Below are 17629 nucleotides of genomic sequence, written 5' to 3' on the forward strand. Positions count from 1 at the left end.
ATGAAGAGAAATCTGCTGCTGCTGGGCGCCGCCCTGACCCTGGGCGGGCTGTCCGAGGCCAGCGCCGGTCGCCTGTCGCCCACCCTGCTGCAACGCGCTCAGCAGGGCGACCAGACCCCGGTGGGCGTCATCGTGCGCTTTCAGTTTGCCAACGACGAGCGGGGGCGCGCGCAGTTCAAGAACCTGCGCAGTCAGCTGAACACCAAGCTGGCGCAACTGGGCCCGGCGGCCGGGTTTATCACCCAGGCAATCAACTCGGGCAAGGCCACGCAGCTGTGGCTGGACCAGAGCATCTACCTGCCCCTAACGCCGGTGCAGGCGCGCGCCCTGTCGCTGCTGCCCTTCGTCTCGGATGTGTTCGAGAACTTCAAGGTGCAGATTCCCAAGCCGCAGCGGGCCGTGGCCCTGAGCGCCGCCGCCGCCGCGCCCGGCGAGGCGTGGCACCTCGCCAAGATTGGCGCGCCGCAGGCCTGGGCCGCCGGGTTCAAGGGCCAGGGCATCAAGATTGGGCACCTGGACAGCGGGATTGACGCGGCCCATCCGCAGCTGAACGGCAAGGTGGCCGGCTTCGCCGAATTTAACGCCGCCGGCGACCGCGTGCAGGGGGCGGCCGTGCGCGACACCACCAACCACGGCACCCACACGGCGGGCCTGCTGGTGGGCGACACCGTGGGCGTGGCCCCCAGCGCCAAGATCATCAGCGCGCTGGTGCTGCCCAACAACGAAGGCACCTTTGCCCAGGTGATCGCCGGGATGCAGTACGTGCTGGACCCCGACAACAACGCGAATACCGACGACGGCGCCGACGTGGTGAACATGAGCCTGGGCATTCCCGGCACCTACGACGAATTCATCGTGCCGGTGCAGAACATGATCAAGGCGGGCGTGGTGCCGGTGTTCGCCATTGGCAACTTTGGCCCGTCTCCGGCCAGCACCGGCAGCCCCGGCAACCTGCCCGACGCGATTGGGGTGGGCGCCGTGGACAAAGACGGCCAAGTGGCGAGCTTCAGCAGCCGCGGCCCGGTGAACTGGAACAGCACCATCAAGGGCGTGTTCGTGAAGCCCGATATTGCCGCGCCCGGTGTGGAAATCACCAGCGCCTTCCCCAACGGGCAGTACGGCGCGCTCAGCGGCTCCTCACAGGCCAGCCCCATTGCGGCGGGCGCCGTGGCCCTGCTGCTCTCGGCCAAGCCGGGCAGCTCGGTGGACGCCATCAAGAACGCCCTGTACAGCAGCGCCAGCAACGCGGGCAGCAAGAACAACAACGTGGGCTACGGCCTGATCAGCGTGCCCGGCGCCCTGGGCAAGCTGGGCGTGGGCGCGCCGGCGCCGGCCCCAACGCCTCCAGCACCGACGCCGCCCGCCCCTACCCCACCCGCGCCAACCCCCACCCCCCCGGCACCCACACCGCCCGCGCCCACGCCCCCAGCGCCTACCCCCACGCCACCCACGGGCCCGGCGGGTTACACCCTGTGCGCCATTGAGGGCAGCAAGTGCGACTTCAGTGGCCAGAAGGACGCCGCCTTCGGCACGGCCGGCAAGTACCTGACCGGTGTGGGCACCGACGGCTTTAACTGCACCGTGGCCGAGTGGGGCCGTGACCCCGCCCCCGGCCAGCGCAAGGGCTGCTTTATCAAGGACCGCCCCGGTGCGGGCCCGGCCCCCACGCCGCCCGCCCCGACCCCCACCCCGCCCAGCAGCAGCAGGAAGCCGCGCGTGCTGCTGGTGGACGACGACATGGGCCAGGGCGCCGACGTGACGAACGCGCTGCGCGAGGCCATCAAGGCGAACGCGGTGAGCGGCGGGGCCTTTGTGTGGAACACCCAGAGCCAGGGGCAGGTGCCGCTGAGCGAACTGAAGCGCGCCGATATCGTGGTGTGGGCCACGGGCGAGCAGTACCAGAACACCATCACGGCGGCCGATCAGAACGTGCTGCGCCAGTACGTGGAGGGCGGCGGCAACCTGCTGATCACCGGCCAGGACATCGGCTATGACATTGGCACCAGCGCCTTTTACACGGGCGTGCTGAAGACGCGCTTTGTGGCCGACAGCAGCGGGCAGGCCAAGTTCGTGACGCGCGGGGCCTTTGGGAACACCGCCTTTACCCTGAACGCAGACGGCAGCGCCAAGAACCAGTACTACCCCGACGTGATTGCCGATCAGGGCGGCAGCAGCGTGGTGGCTTCGTGGGGCACGGCCAACGCCACGGCCGGCACCATTACGGCCCAGAGCATCCGCGTGGACCCCAACCGCAACCGCGCCGCCCAGAAGGTGCAGGACCCGCGTGGGCTGGTGGAGCAGATTGCAGCCAACCTGATCGGCGGCATCCTGAACCAGATTCTGGGCGGCAACACCCAGGCCCAGACCCGCAATCAGCCGCGCGTGAGCGCCCAGAATGCCGGTGAAAATGCCGGGGCCATCGTGGCGAACGACGCGGGCAAATACCGCACCGTGACCATGGGCTTCGGGCTGGAGGGCCTGACCCCCAACAGCCGCACCATCCTGATGAAGACCGCCTTCGACTGGCTGATGAAGTAAAAGCAGCAGTCTGAACGCAGAAACTGGAGCCGCCCCGGGACAGCCCTGGGGCGGCTTTGGTGTGCATCACCAAGGTGCTCGGCAGCACGGGTGGCGGTGAGGGGCCCTGGGGTCCAGCGGTTGAGCCTGGCTTGGGCGTTTCCGCTCTTGCTTCCCTCAAGGCTGGCTGTAGGGTTTGTGCGGCTGACCTTTCCGGTTTTCCCATGCGGCGCTGCGGGGCACCTTTTACCTTCAGACCATGCCGACCCTCAAAGACATCATGACCCGCGACCTCACGACCACCGACCCCCGCGCCACCCTGAAGGAAGTCGCCACCCTGATGCGCGAACAGGACATTGGCAACGTGCTGATCATGGACGGCGAGACCCTGCAGGGGATCATTACCGACCGCGACATCGTGGTGCGCGCCGTGGCCTACGGGCACGACCTGGGCAGCGTGGCCAGCGACTACGCCACCGGGGGCGTGTTCACCCTGGAGTCGGACACCGATGTGCAGGACGCCGCCCGCCAGATGGCCCAGCGCCAGGTGCGCCGCCTGCCGGTGACTGAAAACGGTCAGGTGGTGGGCATCGTGAGCCTCGGCGACCTCGCCACCCGCACTTCTGGCGGCGCCGATGAACAGGCGCTGCAGGGCATCAGCCAGCCTACGATCTGACCCCAAAGAGGCAGGCCACCTCTCCTCAGGAACGGGAGGGGTGGCCTGCTTGCGGGTGGAGGGGCAGGCGCCTGCTTAAACGGGACTCGTCCGATGCCAGAGCAGAGTGGGAAGAGCGTAGGGATGCTTCTCAATTGCCGTAGCCCTGTCCGTTCATCACTCTGCGAGTCCGCTCACCCCTCGCCCGGCGTGTCGTCTTAGCCCAGGTCGCGCAACTTGCGGTACAGCTCTTTTTGCTCCTCGGTCAGCTGCGAGGGCACGGTCACGTTCAGTTTCACGTAGAGGTCGCCGCGCGTGCCGTCCTTGCGGGGCCACCCCTGGCCGCGCAGGCGCATGCGGCGCCCGCCACTGCTGCCCGGGGGCACACTCAGGTTCCCCTTGCCCGACAGCGTCTGCACCGTTACGTCGCCGCCCAGGGCCGCCACCGGGGCAGGCACGTCCACGCTGGTGGTCAGGTGGTCACCGTCCAGGTCAAAGCGGGCGTCTTCCAGCACGCGGATGGTCAGCAGCACATCGCCGCCGCCGGGGCCCTGGCCGGCCAGCCGCAGCCGGGCGCCGTCGCGGGTGCCGGCGGGTACGCGCAGCGACAGGCGCTTGCCGTCCACGTTGATCACCTCGTCCGAGCCCTGGAAGGCTTCTTCCAGCGTGACCTGCAGCTCGCCTTCCACGTTCTGCACAAAGCGCCGCCCCTGCCCGGTGCCCCCTAAGCCCCCCAGCAGGTCTTCCAGGTTCACCTGCGCGCCCTGGAATCCGGGCCCCGCGCCGCCCCCACGCCGCCCGGCTTGGCCGAACAGCCCCTGGAAAAAGTCGCTGAACTGCCCCGGGTCAAACCCCGAGAAGTCCCCGCCCTGAAAGCCGCCCGCGCCGGGCCCCGCGTAGCCGGGGGGCACTTGCCCGGTGTGCCCGAACTGGTCGTACACCTTGCGCTTTTCCGGGTCGGAGAGCACCGCGTAGGCCTCGCCGATCTCCTTGAACTTCTCGGCGGCTTTCTCGTCCCCGGCATTCTTGTCGGGGTGGTACTGCTTGGCCAGCTTGCGGTAGGCACTTTTAATGTCCGCGTCGGACGCGCCGCGCGACACGCCCAGCACGTCGTAGTAATCCTTGTAGGCCATGAACACCTCCTTTCAGTCGGTGGGTCTAGGGGTCAGAGGGTCGAGGGGGGTCTAGGGGGCAGCGGGGCCCAGCTTGTTCAGCACGGCTTTCAGGCCATACGCGCGGGCGAGGTCCAGGGCGGTGTGGCCGCGTTTGTCGCTGGCGTCGGGGTGGGCACCGTGCGAGAGCAGCAGGTCCAGCACATCGGTGCGGGGGGCGCGGCGGCCGGTCTGGTAGGCCAGTCCTTCCACGTCTACGGTGTGCAGCAGCGGCGGCCAGTAGCGGGGGTCGTTGGCGTCGGCGCCCTGTTTCAGCAGCTCGCGGACAAAAGCGGGCGGCGCGTCCCGGTCAATGGCGAGGTTCAGCAGTGGTAGCCGCTCGCGCTCGGGCCAGAAGTTCACGTCCTGCACGAAGGCCATCAGGGTGCGCAGGTCAGCCTCGGCGGCGCCGTGGCGCAGCGCCCAGGCCAGGGCCTCGTGCGCCCGAGTCTGGCTGGGCGCGGGCAAGTCGGCGCTCAGGGTGCCGGCCTTCAGCGCCGCAATCAGCGGATTGGCGTCTTCGCGCCGCACCAGCTTCAGGTACTCGCCCTCCACCTGTTCGCGCGCCCAGCCCACCTTGCGCAGGAACTTGAGGCTGCTGCCCACGCTGGGGTTGGCCTGAAAGCACTTCACCGGAATGCGCCGCGCCAGTTCCTCCCAGCCGTATTCACTGTGCAGGTGCCTGACGAGCCGTTCCAGGGTGACGCCATGTAAGGGGTCGCGGGCCGCTGATGGCTGACGCTCCTGCTTTTCTCCATCAACCATCAACGATCACCCATTACCCTTTCTTGCTCACGACCACGCGGGCCGGGCGCACCAGACGGTCGCCCATGCGGAAGCCCACCTGATACACCTGCACGATCACGTCGTCCTGCTCGCCGTCCACCACCTGCAGCGCCTCGTGCCACTGGGGGTCAAAGGCCTCGCCCTCCTTGCCGGTGGCGTCCAGGCCCAGCCCTGAGAACACGCCCAGCACCTTGCCCTGCACAGCCTGCATACCGGGAATCAGCTTGGCGGGGTCGGCGGCGCCCATGCTCACGGCGCGGTCCAGGTCGTCGTAAATGGGCATTAGGGCCTCGGCGGCCTTGCTCACGCCCTGCCCCTGGGCGGCCTGCACGTCGTCCTGGGTGCGGCGGCGGTAGCTTTCGAAGTCGGCGGCGAGGCGGGCGAGGCGGTTCTTCAGGTCCGCGTTTTCCTTTTCCAGCTCGTCGGCGCGCTGGAGCTTGGCCATCATCTCCTGCACCTGGCCCAGCATGCCTTCGTCCATGCCGTCCAGGCCGGGGAACGCCGCGTCCTGGTCTTCTTCCAGGTTGTCGGTGTCGGTTTCGGGCACGTCCAGTTCGGTTTCGGTGGCCTGGGCTTCGGTGTCAGGGGTCTGGCCGGGTTTGTGTTCGTCGGTCATCTTGGGGCCTCGCTTGCGGAACATCGGTTCCAGAGTAGTGGAGTGGAAGAGGGGAGAGGCGGCGCGCTGGCCGTCCTCTCCCGGGAGAACCCCTCCGCCCCTTCGGGGCACCTCCCCTGAGAGGGGAGGCAGGGGGGCTGTGTCGGCTCCCCTGGGCGGGGAGCGGTCGCCGCAGGGCGACTGAGGGGTGGCCTTATTCCGCCGGCTTGAAGTCCGCGTCGATCACGTCGTCGTCGGCCTTGTTCGCCTGGGGCTGGCCCTGGGCGCCCGCGTCCTGGCCCTGCGCACCGGCCTGGGCGGCGGTCATGAAGCTGCGCAGCTCCTCTTCCAGTCGCTTCTGGGCGGCCTCGATCTTGGCGTCGTCGTCGCTGCGCACCGCTTCCTCGGCCTCGTCAGCGGCGGCTTTGAGCTTGTCCTTGGCGTCACCTGCGGCGCCTTCGTTCTCTTCAATCTGGCCCAGGGCCTGCACGCGCATGGAGTCGAGGTTGTTGCGCTTCTCGACGCGCTCGCGGCGCTTCTTGTCGGCCTCGGCGTTCTGCTCGGCTTCCTTGACCATGCGCTCCACATCGCTCTTGTCGAGGGTGGTGGTGTTCTCGATGCGGATGCTGGCTTCCTTGCCGCTCTGCTTTTCCTTGGCCGTGACGTGCAGAATGCCGTTGGCGTCAATGTCGAAAGTCACTTCGATCTGCGGCTGGCCGGCGCGCATGGGGGGGATGCCCTCCAGCTTGAAGCGGCCCAGGCTCTTGTTGTCGGCGGCCATGGGGCGCTCGCCCTGCAACACGTTGATCTCCACGCCGGGCTGGTTGTTCTCGGCGGTGGTGTAGATCTCGGTCTTCTTGGCGGGCACCGTGGTGTTGCGGGTGATCATCGGCGCGATCATGCCGCCCTTGACCTCCACGCCCAGCGTCAGCGGGGTGACGTCCACCAGCACGATGTCGCCCAGGCTGCTGTCACCCTGGATAATCCCGGCCTGCACGGCGGCGCCCAGCGCCACGGCCTCGTCGGGGTTCACGGACTCGTTGGGGGTCTTGCCCACGATCTCCTGCACGATGCGCTTGACGGCGGGAATCCGGGTGGAGCCGCCCACCAGAATCACTTCGTCAATCTTGCCCGCGTCCAGCTTGGCGTCGGCCAAAGCCTGCTCCACCGGTTTGCGCACGCGGCGCAGCAGGTCGGCGGTCAGTTCCTCGAACTTGGCGCGGCTCAGGGTGCGCTCCAGGTGCATGGGGGTGCGCGTTTCGGGGTCGAAGGTGATGAAGGGCAGGCTGATGGTGGTTTCCGAGGCGTTGCTCAGCTCGATCTTGGCCTTTTCGGCGGCCTCGATCAGGCGCTGCAGGGCCTGCTTGTCCTTGCGCAGGTCGAAGGAGTTGTCCTTCTGGAATTCGCCAGCCAGCCAGTCCACGATGCGCTGGTCGAAGTCCGCGCCGCCCAGGTGGGTGTCGCCGGAGGTGGACTTCACCTCGAACACGCCGTCGCCCAGTTCCAGGATGGTCACGTCGAAGGTGCCGCCCCCCAGGTCGAAGACCAGCACGGTCTCGTTGCCCTTGCGCTCCAGGCCGTAGGCCAGCGCGGCGGCGGTGGGCTCGTTGATCACGCGCAGCACGTTCAGGCCCGCAATTTCACCGGCCTGCTTGGTGGCTTCGCGCTGCGAGTTGTCGAAGTACGCGGGCACGGTGACCACCACGTCCTTGATCTTCTCGCCCAGCTTGGCGCTGGCGTCCTGCACCAGCTTGTTCAGCACCTCGGCGCTGACCTGCTCGGGGGCGAGGTCCTTGCCGTTCACTTCAATGCGCACGGAGCCGCCGGGGCCTTCTTTCACGGTAAAGGGGCTGCGCGCGGCTTCTTCTTTCACCTCGTCCCAGCGGCGGCCAATGAAGCGCTTGACTTCAAAGAGGGTCGCGGCAGGGTTCAGGGCGGCCTGGCGGCGGGCAATCTGGCCCACCAGCCGCTCGTCGCCCTTGTAGGCCACGACGGAGGGGGTGGTGCGCGCGCCTTCGGCGTTCACGATCACTTCGGGGCGACCGCCTTCCATCACGGCGATCACGGAGTTGGTGGTACCAAGGTCAATTCCGACTGCTTTGGGCATGTTGACTCCTGTAAGTATGGGGATTTGCCGCCATGTGGGCAGCAGTTCTGACTGCCATCAATCATAGGGCCACAGTTCAGGAGTGTCAATAGAGTTGAGTGCAGTGCGCTCAAGTTTAGGGCAGGTGAAGGTGGAGCCAGGGCCGCGCCCAGCTTAGCCCTCGCCCAGGTCCCGCAGCGGCACTACCGCCGCCACGTTGCCCACAATGCGGCCCGCATGCCAGCGCGGGGTGCCGGTCACCACCACGTCCACCAGGGCGCCGTCAGGGCGGCGCAGCCGGGTGCGGTAGGACGAACTCTGGCCGCCCCGGCGCTCGGCGCGGGCCGCCTGCAGCCGGGCGTGGTCCTCGGGCAGCGTGAACTCAAAGGGCGTGCGGCCCAGCACGCGCTCCGGGGTGGTGCCCAGCAGCTCAGCGTAGGCGCGGTTCACGTACACAAAGCGGCCGTCCTCGTCGGTGACCGTCAGGCCGTGTTCCACGCTTTCCATCAGCTGCCGGGCAAAGGCCAGTTCCTCGGCGTAGGATTCCTGCAGCAGGCGGTGGCCGCGCACCATGCGGACGATGCGCGGGGCCAGCCACGCGGCAATCAGTTGCACCGCCACCAGTGGCGCCAGCACCCAGAACGCCTGCGGGCGCGGCACCAGCCACACCACCAGAAAACTGTTCAGGGCCAGCAGGGCGAACAGCAGGTACGCCCAGCGCAGCTCTAGCAGCCCCGGTCTCATGGCCGGTGTGGACCGCCGGGATGGGAAACAAGGGCCATGCGGGCGCCCGGCGGCAGGCCAGACCCACGCCGGAAGGAAAGCGACAGCGCCGCAGCCCGCTCCATGCCTTAGGGTGCGGGGCCCGGGGTTACAGGGCTCTTACAAAAGTCTGACTGAGACAGAGAGCATGCTCGGGGGGCTGAGATGATCGGCCGCCACAGGCAACGCGCAGGGCGCTTCTCAAGGCAGTGACGCGCGGCACGGCTGCTGAGAGGAGCGCCGTCAAGAGACGCGCGTCGCGGTAGGGTTTGCGGCCGCTCCTTATCCTGAAGCCGTGACCGCCCCCGACGCCGCTGCCCCCCACATTCACCTGCCCGACGGCTCCTGCTGCAAGCCCAAGCGCTTCGCCCACCTGCATCAGCACACGCAGTACAGCCTGCTGGACGGCGCGGCGAAACTGAAGGACCTGCTCAAATGGGCCAAGGAGGTCACGCCAGAAGGCTGCACCCCCGCCCTGGCGATGACCGACCACGGCAACATGCACGGGGCGGTGCATTTCTACAACTACGCGACCGGCATGGGCGTCAAGCCGATCATCGGCTACGAGGCGTATGTGGTTCCCGGGCAGGGCACCCGGCGCGACCGCACGCGCGGCCAGGACGGCGAGAAGGGCATCTTTCACCTGACCCTGCTGGCGCGCGACTTCGAGGGTTACCAGAACCTCTGCCGCCTGAGCAGCCGGGGCTATACCGAAGGCTATTACTACAAGCCGCGCATTGACCACGAACTGCTGCAGGAGCACCACAAAGGCGTGATCGCCTTTTCCGGTTGCCTGGGCAGCGAGGTGCAGCAACTGCTGCTGCAGGGCCGCGAGGACGACGCCAAAAAGCGGCTGCTGTGGTACCGCGAGCTGTTCGGGGAAAACTACTTCATTGAGATTCAGGACCACGGGCTGCCGGAACAGAAGAAGAACAACCCCATTCTGAAAGCCTGGGCGCAGGAACTGGGCATTGGCCTGGTCGCCACCAACGACGGCCACTACGTGAAGAAGTCCGACGCCACCGCCCACGAAACGCTGCTGGCCATTCAGACCAAAGCCACGCTGGCCGACGAGAACCGCTTCAAGTTTCCCTGCGACGAGTTCTATGTGAAGGACCTGGAAGAGATGCAGCGCGCCCTGCCAGTGGCTGACTGGGGCGAGGAGCCCTTCGACAACACCGCCATGATTGCCGAGCTGTGCAACGTGGACCTGCCCGTGGGCAAAAAGCGCGTGTACCAGATGCCGGCCCTGCCGATTCCCGAGGGCCGCACCATGGCCGAGGAACTGCGGGTGCAGACCTACCGGGGCACGGTCAAGCGCTACCCCGGCCACGCCACCGAGAACCTCCTGCGCGACTACGCCCAGCGGTCCCTGGCGGCCCTGGGCGAGGATGCCCCGGCGGTGCTGCAACGCGTGGACGGCTGCGACGCCCGCACCTGCGACCTCGAAACGCTGCTGACGCTGCTGGCCTTCATGGGCAGCGTGTGGGAGGCGCGCGGCAAGGCAGCCGGCGAGAAGTACACGAAATATCCGGCGCTGGAACTGATGGAGGCAGAAGCCGAGGCTGGGGGCCTCCCCGCCTACGCCCACGAGGACTGCCGCAAGGCCAGCCAGAAGGACAGCGACACCCGTATTGAACTTGACCCCGCCGCGCCCGACGAGGAAACCACCCGCGCACACCACAAGCACGCCCTGGTCATCCTGCGCCGCGCGGAGTACGAGCTGAGCGTGATCAACAACATGGGCTTCCCCGACTACTTCCTGATTGTCGCGGATTACATCAACTGGGCCAAGGATCAGGACATTTCGGTGGGGCCGGGGCGTGGTTCGGGCGCCGGGTCGCTGGTGGCGTATGCCATGCGGATCACCAACCTCGACCCGCTGGAATTCGAGCTGCTGTTCGAGCGCTTCCTGAACCCCGACCGCATTTCCATGCCCGACTTCGACATTGACTTCAACGACGCCCGGCGCGGCGAGGTCATTGCCTACGTGCAGGACAAGTACGGTGAGGACAAGGTGGCGCAGATTGCCACCTTCGGAACGATGGCCTCCAAGGCGTGCCTGAAGGACGTGGCGCGCGTGATGGGTCTGGAATACGCCAAGGTGGACAAGGTCAGCAAGCTCATTCCGATCAAGTTCGGCAAAAGCTACTCGCTGGAACAGGCGCGCGAGGCGGTGCCGGACATTCAGCAGCTGCTGGCCGAGGACGCCCAACTGCTGGAAGCCTATGAGTTCGCGCAGAAACTCGAAGGGCTGACCCGCCACGCCTCGGTCCACGCGGCGGGCGTGGTGATCGGCAAGACGCAGCTGACCGACCTGGTGCCCGTGATGCGCGACACGTCCGGCGAGGGCATGGTCTGCCAGTACGACATGAAGGCCGTCGAGGACATTGGCCTGATCAAGATGGATTTCCTGGGCCTGCGCACCCTGTCGTTCTTGGACGAAGCCAAGCGCATCCTCAAGGAATCCGGCACCGACTTCGAGGACACGTACGGCACCTTCGACAATATTCCCTTCGACGACGAGAAGACCTACGCCCTGATGAGCCGGGGCGACACCAAGGGCGTGTTTCAGCTCGAAGGCGCCGGGATTGCCGACGCCTCCCGCCGCCTGAAGCCCCGGCGCCTGGCGGACATCATCGCGCTCTCGGCCCTGTACCGCCCGGGGCCGATGGAAAACATTCCTACCTATGTCCGGCGCCACCACGGCCTGGAAGAGGTGAACTACGAGCGCGACGGCTTTCCTGCCAGCGCCCAGCACCTAGAAAAGATCCTGGCCGAAACCTACGGCATCCCCGTGTACCAGGAGCAGATCATGCAGATCGCTTCGGAGGTCGCGGGCTTTAGCTTAGGCGGCGCGGACCTGCTGCGCCGCGCGATGGGCAAGAAAGACGCCGAGGAGATGAAACGCCAGCGGCAGATCTTTGTGGACGGTGCGGAAAAGAATGGCGTGCCCAAAGAAGAAGGGAACAAGCTCTTTGATTTGCTGGATGCCTTTGCAAATTACGGCTTCAACAAGTGTTTGACAGGCGACACGCGCGTGCCCGTAGCCGGCGGCGAGTTGCGCCGCATGGAGGACCTGTACCGCGAAGGCCGGCAAGTTGAGCTCCCCAGCGTGAACGCCGCGTACCGCCTGGAATTGCGCCCCACCGGCCAGTTCTTCGACAATGGCGTAAAACCCGTGTTCAAGGTGAAGACCGCGCTGGGCCGCGAACTGACGGCCACCGGCAACCACCCCCTGCTGACGCTGGACGGTTGGCGCAACGTGGACGACCTGACGGCGGGCGACCGGATTGCCGCACCGGCCCGCCTGCCGGAACTGGGCACCGACCACTGGCCCGAGCACGAAGCGGGCCTGCTGGGCTGGGTGCTGGCCGAAGGCAACACCTGCCACCCCTGCGGCGCCTACCTGTACTCGCAAAGTGAGGCCCAGGTGGCCGACATGGTGGCGCTGGCCGGGCAGTTCCCCAACACCCGGCCCAGCGTGAAGGCCAGACCCGACCGCCACAACGTGCATGACGTGTACCTGGGCACTGGCCTGCGCGGCAGTGCGGCGGGCAAGTCCGGCGTGCGGCTGTGGCTGGAAGGGCTGGGGCTGGTGGGCGTGAAAGCCACCGAGAAGGCGCTGCCCACTGCCGCCTTCCGTCTGAACAACGCTTCTCTGGCGGTGCTGGTGGGCCGCTACTGGTCGGGCGACGGGTTTCTGTCTGGCCCGGGAAACACCACGCCGTACGCCGCCACGGCCTCGCGCCAGCTGGCCGACGATCTGGCGCACGTTCTGCTGCGCCTGGGGATGGTCGCCAAGGTCAGCGAGAAGCACTTTGCGTATGCGCGCGGCGAGGACACCGCTGGCCGCACCGGGTACACCGTGCATCTGGTGGGTCGGCGCTCCATTGACCAGTTCCTCACGGTGGTCGCGCCGCATCTGGTGGGCCGCGAGGCGCAACTGGCCGCGCTGCGCGCCTACTACGCGGGCACCCCGCAGGGCCGTGAGACAGTGGACACCGTGCCCGCCAGCATCAAGGCCCGCGTGCAGACCGCCAAGCAGGCCAGCGGCCTGGGCTGGCGCGAGATTGAAGCGCAGACCGGCGTATGCACCAAGGAGTTTTACGGCGCCCCCAAGGCCCACAAGAAGGGCTTCCGCCGCGCCACGATTCAGACGCTGGGCGAGTTCTTCGAGGATGCCGCGCTGCTGGACGCCTGCTCGGAGGAGCTGTACTGGGACACCATTGTCAGCATTGAACCTGCTGGCGAGGCCCAGACCTACGACCTGGAAGTGCCGGGCACCCACAACTTCGTGGCGAACGATCTGGTGGTGCACAACAGCCACTCGGCGGCGTACGGGGTCATCACCTACCAGACCGCGTGGCTGAAAGCCAACTACCCCGTTCAATTCATGGCCGCGCTTTTAACAGTCGAGCGCAAGGATTCAGACAAAGTCGCGGAATATGTCAGTGATGCCCGCAAAATGGACGTGCGGGTGCTGCCGCCGGACATCAACCGCTCGGCGGCTGACTTTGCGGTGCAGGGTGAGGAGATTCTGTTCGGGCTGTACGCCATCAAGGGCCTGGGCGAGGCCGCCGTGCAGAAGATTCTGGAAGAGCGCGAGCGGGCTGGGCGGTTTAAGTCGCTGGCGGACTTCTGCTCGCGCCTGGGCAACAAGGTGTGCAACCGCAAGGCCATGGAAAGCCTGATCAAGAGCGGCGCCTTTGACCAGTTTGGCGAACGCAACCAGCTGATGCACAGCCTGGAAGACGCCCTGGAAGACGCGGCGGGCGCGGCGGATATCAACGCCAAGGCCCAGAGCGGCATGGCAATGATGTTCGGCATGGACGAGGTGAAGCAGGAGCGGCCCCTGCGCGCCGGCATTGCGCCCTTTACGGACCTGGAACGCCTGAGCATCGAGAAAGAGGCGCTGGGTCTGTACATTTCCGGCCACCCGCTGGAACAGCACGAAGGCCTGCGCGAGGCCGCCAGCTGCCGCATCTCGGACCTGGACACGTGGTTCCAGACGCAGAACGTGGCGCCCGGCAAACGCATCAAGGCGGTGCTGGCGGGCATGATCGAGAGCGTGGTCAAGAAGCCCACCAAATCGGGCGGCATGATGGCCCGTTTCATCCTGGCCGACGAATCCGGGCAGACCGAACTGGTGGCCTTCAGCCGGGCCTACGAGCGCATTCAGGATAAGCTGGTCAACGACACACCCGCCCTGGTGATCGTGGAACTGGAAAGCGAGGACGGTGGCCTGCGCGCCATTGCCGAGGAAGTGGTGAGCGTGGAGCAGCTGGCCGACGTGCCCAAGGTCATGTACGTGACCATTGACCTGGAGAACGCCACGCCTGACGCGGTGGGCGAGTTTCAGAGCGTGCTGGACGAGCACGCGGGGTCCATGCCCACCTACCTGCGCTTGGAGACGCCCGAACAATTCGTGCTGTACCAGCTGGACCACGGGATGGGCAGCCCGGAGGCCATTCGCGTGCTGAACCAGACCTTCCCCTGGGCCGAAGCCTACCTGGCCTACGACCAGCAGACGATCCTGGGCCGCTTTGCGCCCAAGCCGCCGGCATGGATGAACCGCCAGAACGGTGGGGGCATGCGGGCGTGAGGCGCCCGAGCTACTTCTTCCAGTACGTCGACGAGAGGGCCTTTTCCTCGTACGTGACATACGTTGAGGTGGCGGTCACCCCGCAGTTCACTTTCAGGAACCGGCCCTCCTGAGCATTGAGCATTTTCCAGACCATCGTCTTGACCTGGGGCGCTTTCGCTTGCTGGACCGCTTCAAGACAGGCGTTGAGCCGTTTGCTGTCCAGCACCTCGACGGCCTCCTGCTGGGCATACGTCTTGACCATCGTGACCGCTGCGGCGCTGTCACGGGGATACACGAAGTCGTACCGCAACCGGTTGTACGGTGTGCCGTCGCCCCCGGCCCGGGAGGACACCAGTTTGACGGTCACTTTCCCGGACAAGGCCCTGTATTGACCGTCAAACACCGACCAGTCGCCCTGCGTTGTGGTGCGCGCACTCTGCAGGGTCAACTGCTCGTCCTGCGCCCACTCCTGAATGCCGGGCGGTACAGCTGTGGGCGCCAGCAGCGCCATGAGGAACAGCATCCGGATCATCAGCGCCGCCCCCGGTCCAGCGGGCGGTAGCGGCTAAAGTAGAAGCTCTCTATGTCTGCCGTGTTGGCCGTTTCCCATTTGTCTGTGGGCAGGGCGTCCCAGTTGTAGGATTCGGTTTTCTTCTTCAGGCCCCGCCGCGTGAACTTGGTGGCGTCAGCAAACCACCAGATCGCGCGGTCAACCCCCGTCAGGGTGGTGGTGCCCTGGGCGCGGGCCACCGGAAGCTGGGCATTGGGCGTTGATTCGGCAATCATCATCTGAATGCCTTTGCCGCCCGGCCCGGGTCCCACCCGAAGCACGATCCGAATGTGTCCACTGAGCCACATGGTGTCGCCGGGCCGCACCTCGGCCGGTGTGCCGACCTTCTCAAACTCCTGGTTGTTGCCGTGCAGGCTGCCCGAAGCCCGGTTGACACGCACATTGGGATCGCCGATGTGAGGATCTTGGCCCGTCAGCTGCGTGGTGGCGGTGTCCAGCGCCTGCGAGACGAAGCCGGAGCAGTCCACACCAATGCCATATTTTTTCAGCCAGCCCGTCACCAGCGCGCCAGTGATGCTGCCTGGGGGCACCCCGAAGGGATTGGCCTGCACGAGAAGCTGCGCGAACGCCTGCATCTGTTCGGGGCTGGCCTTGCCCAGACGGGCGGTCGCGGGCGCCTGCTGAAAGACCGCGCGGTCCGCCGCCGACATGTTGGCCCTGTTCTTTCGAATGGACACCTGAATAGAGCCGCTGTTGATGAAGTAGGGCGTCTGAACCTGAATGCTGTTCTCGTGTGTTCCCTGCGGGTCTTGCCACCGCACCGTGACGGGGAAATGGTAGGCCTGGGTAAATGCGGTGAGGACCTGGGTCACCCGGTCGTCAAAGGAGGCCTTGTCGCCCATCTGGGGATTGACGGTTGTCGGAACCGGGGTCTTTGGGGCAGCGGCCTGCGTCTGCGCGGCTGGTTTTGGTGGTGCGGCCGATGGGCCTTGCGGACTCGGCTTCCTGGGTGCAGGCGCGGACTGCGCTGAAGCGTCGGTCACGGGCTGAAAGTAGTTGACCACAAACCCCTGCTTCCTGATTTCGCCGGCGGCTTCAAGGCGCGTGATCTGCCCATCCTTGTTGGTGTCGAATTGGCTGTTGGCCTCGTAGTTCCCGTCGCCTTCCCGGTACCAGATGTCGCTGTTGCGTCCAGGGGCCAGGATCTTCTGGTAAATCTTGTCGTAGGTCGCGTGTTCGGGCAGGGCATTGACCGGTATCCTGAAATACAGCACCACAAAACGCATCTGCTCCAACGGCGCCATGTTCAGCAGGCTGTCGCGGGTCACGCTGGTCGCGGTGATGCCCAGCGTGCGCGCACATTGACGGCCCTTCGGGGTTTGCAAGAACTCATTCAGCCCGGGGATACCCACGCTGGGGGTGAACTGAATGAAGCCGACCGCCCCCTTCTTGCCCTTGCGGCGTGCCGCTTCATTTTCAACCGATGGCCGAAACGAGCCTGCCGTTTCGTAGCCAATCGTTGCGGCCAGATCATTGGGATTGACCTTGAGCTGCTCTGCGCCCCAGAGAATGGCCGCCTGCACGTCGGGTTGAAGGTCAAACCCCCTCAGCCCCGTTTTCTGGGCTTGCCACTTCACACCTGTGCTGTCGGCGCCTTTGGGTGGCGGCGCGCTGTGACCTGCAGATGCTGGAACCGTCTGCTGCGGGGTTGAGGCCGCTGAAGGGGCTGTCTTCGGGACCGCTGGCCGCCGTGCGGCGGCGCTGGGTGAAGTCTTGGTCATTTTCAGGGCGTTGACTTCAAAAGCGGTTCCACGCCGAAAATGCGCAATCAGGCCCACGCCGCCGGCCAGGAATCGCCCTTCGAAGACAGCGCCGTTGGCGCCACTGAGGGCAAACGTATTGTCTTCCCGGATCTGGCCTTCCAGGTGCCAGCCCTTTGGATTGCCCGGGGTCACCTGATAGCGGGCGTGCAGGTGGCCTGAAGGTTCGCGCTGCACCCACAGCTGAAAATGAACGCCCTTGGCGGAGCCACTGAACTTTCGCGTCCAGGACTGCTGGTTGGTTTTCAGGGCGCTGGCTTTGGTTGTTTGGCCTGCCGGTGAGAGCGGTACAGACGTGGCTGACGTGGCAGTTTTGCGCTCGGTTGGCTGAATCAAGGCGGCCCTCCAGGACGGATTGCGGTTCGTCGCCACAATACTCCTGCGCAGCCTGGCGTCCATGCGGAAGTCATGAACACCAAGGGCGTTCTCAAGGCATAGGGGCGGCCGGCTGATGGTTTGGCGATCTGGCGACTCCCAAGCCGTCACCCCTGTCCAGGCACGCGTTCCTTTGATTCAGCCCAGTGGCGTGGGGAACGGGAATGGAGGGCGCTCGTCTGGTGCGGCGTGACGGTCCCAGGGGCCAGGGTCCCGCTCACCGGCGCGGCGGCACCAAGTCCACCACGTCCCCCACCCACCCGAGCGTCTGCAACCGCCCAGCAATCAGGCTGCGGTGGCACTCGCCCGCTTCACGCTCGTAGCACAGCAGGGCCACCCGCTCCCGCGCGGCCAGGGCGCCCAGTTCATCCAGCGCCTCGCCCTGTGTCGCCAGGTGCAGGGTGTACCCCGCCTTCAGCGCGACAAAATCTTTATCCACCTTGTACGTCTTGCGCAGCACGGGGGGCGTGCCCAGCTGGCGCAGGTGCCGGTAGCCCATGCCCTGTTCAGCCAGCGCCTGCCCCAGTGCGGTTTTGCTGTAGCCCCGGCGGCGGCTTTGGGCGCGCTCGCGGGTGTCCACCAGCACCGTCACGCCTGCCGCCTTCAGCGTGTCCAGAAAGGCATGTAGCTCGGCGTCCTCGTAGCCAATGGTCCAGAGGGTCGGGGCGCTCATGTCCCGCAGGGTAGGGGAGACGCCACCGCGCCACCGTGACCCCCATCCACCCCCACAAAAAAAGGCGAGCCCACAGGCCCGCCCTCCTCTTTTCCCACAACCCACTGCCTA

The 17629-nt window shown here is 66.3% G+C and carries 11 protein-coding genes; 3 read left to right on the forward strand and 8 right to left on the reverse strand.

The window, feature by feature from the left end:
* Both K7W41_RS11420 and K7W41_RS11425 read left to right on the forward strand, forming a co-directional pair.
* Positions 1-2538 (forward strand): S8 family peptidase, encoded by a 2538-nt coding sequence (locus K7W41_RS11420; protein WP_224608592.1) that lies wholly within the window; start codon positions 1-3, stop codon positions 2536-2538.
* Positions 2539-2776: 238 nt separating this feature from the next.
* Positions 2777-3193, forward strand: a complete 417-nt coding sequence (locus tag K7W41_RS11425; protein WP_221090514.1) for a CBS domain-containing protein — start codon at positions 2777-2779, stop codon at positions 3191-3193.
* A gap of 197 nt (positions 3194-3390) precedes the next feature.
* Here K7W41_RS11425 and K7W41_RS11430 read toward each other — a convergent pair whose 3' ends face one another.
* The 5 genes from K7W41_RS11430 to K7W41_RS11450 form a co-directional block, all read right to left on the reverse strand.
* Positions 3391-4305: a DnaJ C-terminal domain-containing protein gene (locus tag K7W41_RS11430; protein WP_224608294.1), complete on the reverse strand. Its 915-nt coding sequence runs from the start codon at positions 4303-4305 to the stop codon at positions 3391-3393.
* Positions 4306-4356: 51 nt separating this feature from the next.
* Positions 4357-5088, reverse strand: a complete 732-nt coding sequence (locus K7W41_RS11435) for a VF530 family DNA-binding protein (RefSeq protein WP_224608297.1) — start codon at positions 5086-5088, stop codon at positions 4357-4359.
* 13 nt (positions 5089-5101) lie between these two features.
* Entirely contained in the window at positions 5102-5749 is a 648-nt protein-coding gene (locus K7W41_RS11440; RefSeq protein WP_380057113.1) for a nucleotide exchange factor GrpE, read from the reverse strand.
* Positions 5750-5918: 169 nt separating this feature from the next.
* Positions 5919-7811, reverse strand: coding sequence for a molecular chaperone DnaK (gene dnaK / locus K7W41_RS11445; RefSeq protein WP_224608300.1), 1893 nt, complete (start codon positions 7809-7811; stop codon positions 5919-5921).
* A 153-nt stretch (positions 7812-7964) separates the two neighbouring features.
* The gene (locus tag K7W41_RS11450) at positions 7965-8534 is read right to left on the reverse strand and encodes a PAS domain-containing protein (protein ID WP_224608303.1); all 570 of its coding nucleotides are present in this window, start codon (positions 8532-8534) and stop codon (positions 7965-7967) included.
* Positions 8535-8847: 313 nt separating this feature from the next.
* Between K7W41_RS11450 and dnaE the strand changes: the two genes are divergently transcribed.
* Positions 8848-14157 carry a DNA polymerase III subunit alpha gene (dnaE, locus tag K7W41_RS11455; protein WP_224608305.1) on the forward strand — a complete coding sequence of 1770 codons (5310 nt, stop codon included), beginning with the start codon at positions 8848-8850 and terminating at the stop codon, positions 14155-14157.
* Positions 14158-14167: 10 nt separating this feature from the next.
* On the opposite strand, the gene K7W41_RS11460 is transcribed toward dnaE, so the two are convergent.
* From K7W41_RS11460 to K7W41_RS11470, 3 genes are all read right to left on the reverse strand, one after another.
* Positions 14168-14671 (reverse strand): hypothetical protein, encoded by a 504-nt coding sequence (locus K7W41_RS11460; protein ID WP_224608308.1) that lies wholly within the window; start codon positions 14669-14671, stop codon positions 14168-14170.
* On the reverse strand, positions 14671-16806 hold the full coding sequence (locus tag K7W41_RS11465; protein ID WP_224608311.1) for a hypothetical protein: 2136 nt from the start codon (positions 16804-16806) through the stop codon (positions 14671-14673). The genes K7W41_RS11460 and K7W41_RS11465 overlap by 1 nt, the downstream gene beginning before the upstream one ends.
* Before the next feature lie 256 nt (positions 16807-17062).
* Positions 17063-17518, reverse strand: coding sequence for a DUF488 domain-containing protein (locus K7W41_RS11470; RefSeq protein ID WP_224608314.1), 456 nt, complete (start codon positions 17516-17518; stop codon positions 17063-17065).
* Positions 17519-17629: the final 111 nt, after the last annotated feature.

Source organism: Deinococcus multiflagellatus, from assembly GCF_020166415.1.
Classification (GTDB): Bacteria; Deinococcota; Deinococci; order Deinococcales; family Deinococcaceae; genus Deinococcus; species Deinococcus multiflagellatus.

Coding starts and splice junctions, on each gene's coding strand:
- K7W41_RS11420 (WP_224608592.1), top strand. CDS start 1: ATGAAGAGAAATCTGCTGCTGCTGGGCGCCGCCCTGACCCTGGGCGGG.
- K7W41_RS11425 (WP_221090514.1), top strand. CDS start 2,777: ATGCCGACCCTCAAAGACATCATGACCCGCGACCTCACGACCACCGAC.
- K7W41_RS11430 (WP_224608294.1), bottom strand. CDS start 4,305: ATGGCCTACAAGGATTACTACGACGTGCTGGGCGTGTCGCGCGGCGCG.
- K7W41_RS11435 (WP_224608297.1), bottom strand. CDS start 5,088: ATGGTTGATGGAGAAAAGCAGGAGCGTCAGCCATCAGCGGCCCGCGAC.
- K7W41_RS11440 (WP_380057113.1), bottom strand. CDS start 5,749: ATGTTCCGCAAGCGAGGCCCCAAGATGACCGACGAACACAAACCCGGC.
- dnaK (WP_224608300.1), bottom strand. CDS start 7,811: ATGCCCAAAGCAGTCGGAATTGACCTTGGTACCACCAACTCCGTGATC.
- K7W41_RS11450 (WP_224608303.1), bottom strand. CDS start 8,534: ATGAGACCGGGGCTGCTAGAGCTGCGCTGGGCGTACCTGCTGTTCGCC.
- K7W41_RS11460 (WP_224608308.1), bottom strand. CDS start 14,671: ATGATCCGGATGCTGTTCCTCATGGCGCTGCTGGCGCCCACAGCTGTA.
- K7W41_RS11470 (WP_224608314.1), bottom strand. CDS start 17,518: ATGAGCGCCCCGACCCTCTGGACCATTGGCTACGAGGACGCCGAGCTA.